A 2,371-nucleotide genomic window follows, 5' to 3' on the forward strand; every position below is an offset into this window, starting at 1 on the left:
GTAAGCGTCTGGCCAAGTCACCTTCAAAACTCCAGCATTAAGGGCGATGGTGTCCGCGTATTTTTAAGCGGACGCGATCGCCCTTAATCGCCAGGATTTTCATGCGCCAACGAAGCTCTTATCCCAAACCGTTCAAAGCCCAGGTCGTTCAGGAATGCCTTCGGCCCGGCGCCACCGTTTCAAGCGTCGCCATTGCTCACGGCATCAACGCCAACGTCATTCGTAAATGGCTGCCGCTTTACCGGCACAGCTCAGTGCCCACGTTGCCTGCGTTTGTCCCGTTGAAGGCTCCTCCTAAGCGGCCGTCAGAGGCATTGGCGATCATCGAGATACCCATTGGCGAACAAGCCATCGCCGTGAAGTGGCCAGTGTCCGATCCTGATGGATGCGCACGATTTATCCGAGGACTTGCCAAGTGATCCGCATTGACGCCATCTGGCTCGCCACCGAACCCATGGATATGCGTGCCGGCACCGAAACTGCGATGGCCAGAGTGATCGCAGTATTCGGTGCGGCGAAGCCGCACTGCGCTTATCTGTTTGCCAATCGCCGGGCCAATCGTATGAAAGTTCTCGTGCATGACGGGATAGGCGTTTGGCTGGCGGCACGGCGGTTGAACCAAGGAAAATTCCACTGGCCAGGCATACGACAAGGCAGCGAGTTGGAACTGGATAGTGAGCAACTTCAGGCCTTGGTACTTGGTTTGCCTTGGCAGCGCGTTGGCGCTGGCGGTGCAATCACGATCCTTTAAAAAGCTGTAATTAAACCCAGAACACGCTGTCGCACGCGGTCGGCTTTGGTAAAATCCACGGCATGACTTCTATGCCCAACCTCGACCACATGCCCCCCGACCAACTGCGTGCACTCGCTGCGCAGTTGATGTCGAAGGTCGACACCATGGCCAGAAAGAACCACCGCGATCAAACCATCATCGAACGGTTGACCCACGAGATCGCGATCCTCAAGCGGCACCGGTTTGCCAAGCGCAGCGAGCAGATCAGTCCTGAGCAAGGCAGCTTGCTCGACGATCTTCTTAACACCGATCTTGAGGCTATCGACGCCGAGCTGACGGCACTGCTTCCGACTCCTGCTCCAGAAGTAGCGCGCCAAAAGCCAAAGCGCGCGCCGCTGCCGTCGCAGTTTCCACGTACCGTCATTCATCACGAACCAGAAAACACTCAGTGCACTTGCGGTTGCCAACTTCAGCGCATCGGCGAGGACGTCAGCGAGAAACTGGATTACACGCCAGGCGTGTTCACCGTCGAACAGCATGTGCGTGGGAAATGGGCCTGCCGTCAGTGCGAAACACTGATCCAGGCACCAGTACCGGCCCAAGTGATCGACAAAGGCATCCCAACCGCAGGTCTGCTGGCCCATGTGATGGTGGCGAAGTTCGCTGACCACTTGCCGTTGTATCGGCAGGAGAAAATCTTCGGACGTGCCGGTTTAGCGATCCCGCGCTCCACACTGGCTCAATGGGTTGGACAGACCGGTGTGCAGCTTCAGGCGCTGGTTGATGCCTTGCGAGAAGCCGTTTTGGCCCAACGAGTCGTCCATGCCGACGAGACGCCGGTGCAGATGCTTGCGCCTGGACAGAAGAAAACTCACCGTTCTTATGTATGGGCTTACTGCACCACGCCGTTTTCGGTGCTCAAGGCGGTGGTCTATGACTTCAGCCCGAGCCGGGCAGGTGAGCATGCACGTAACTTCCTCGGCTCATGGAACGGCAAGCTGGTGTGCGACGACTTTGCTGGCTACAAAGCTGGCTTCGAGAAAGGCATGATCGAAATCGGCTGCATGGCCCACGCCCGCCGCAAGTTTTTCGATCTGCATGTGGCGAATAAAAGTCAGCTGGCCGAACAGGCGCTGCACTCGATTGGTGGCCTGTACGAAGTTGAACGCCAAGCGCGGGACATGAGCGATGAGGATCGCCGCCGAATACGGCAAGAAAAAGCAGCGCCGTTGGCAAAAGCACTGCACGACTGGATGTTGACCCAGCGCGATCTTGTGCCCAACGGATCAGCGACGGCCAAAGCCTTGGATTACAGCCTTAAACGCTGGATCGCGCTGACGCGCTACCTGGATGATGGCGCTGTCCCCATAGACAACAATCCAGTCGAAAACCAGATCAGACCGTGGGCGCTTGGCCGTTCGAATTGGTTGTTTGCCGGATCGCTTCGCAGCGGCAAACGGGCGGCGGCGATCATGAGCTTGATCCAGTCGGCGCGCATGAATGGGCACGATCCGTATGCCTATCTCAAAGATGTGCTGACGCGGTTGCCGACGCAACGGGCGAGTGAGATCGACCAACTGCTGCCGCATCAGTGGGTATCTGTCTGACTTACGCAACGTGAGTTGGGCAGACGCTTAC

The 2,371-nt window shown here is 57.5% G+C and carries 3 protein-coding genes; all 3 read left to right on the plus strand.

Annotation, left to right across the window (positions count from 1 at the left end; translation table 11 throughout):
* Window positions 1-101 precede the first annotated feature (101 nt).
* The 3 genes from tnpA to tnpC all read left to right on the plus strand — a co-directional run bounded on the left by tnpA (window position 102) and on the right by tnpC (window position 2,340).
* Entirely contained in the window at window positions 102-419 is a 318-nt protein-coding gene (gene tnpA, locus HDC30_RS28935; RefSeq protein WP_183786273.1) for an IS66-like element accessory protein TnpA, read from the plus strand.
* The gene (tnpB, locus tag HDC30_RS29290) at window positions 416-751 is read left to right on the plus strand and encodes an IS66 family insertion sequence element accessory protein TnpB (RefSeq protein WP_183786275.1); all 336 of its coding nucleotides are present in this window, start codon (window positions 416-418) and stop codon (window positions 749-751) included. Before tnpA ends, tnpB begins: the two co-directional genes overlap by 4 nt.
* 62 nt (window positions 752-813) lie before the next feature.
* The gene (gene tnpC, locus HDC30_RS28945) at window positions 814-2,340 is read left to right on the plus strand and encodes an IS66 family transposase (RefSeq protein WP_183786277.1); all 1,527 of its coding nucleotides are present in this window, start codon (window positions 814-816) and stop codon (window positions 2,338-2,340) included.
* Window positions 2,341-2,371: the final 31 nt, after the last annotated feature.

It is taken from the genome of Pseudomonas sp. JAI115 (genome assembly GCF_014200835.1).
GTDB lineage: Bacteria > Pseudomonadota > Gammaproteobacteria > Pseudomonadales > Pseudomonadaceae > Aquipseudomonas > Aquipseudomonas putida_A.

What these genes read in the sequence shown, in the direction of transcription:
- tnpC (WP_183786277.1), top strand. Translation starts at nt 814, where the DNA reads ATGACTTCTATGCCCAACCTCGACCACATGCCCCCCGACCAACTGCGT.
- tnpA (WP_183786273.1), top strand. Translation starts at nt 102, where the DNA reads ATGCGCCAACGAAGCTCTTATCCCAAACCGTTCAAAGCCCAGGTCGTT.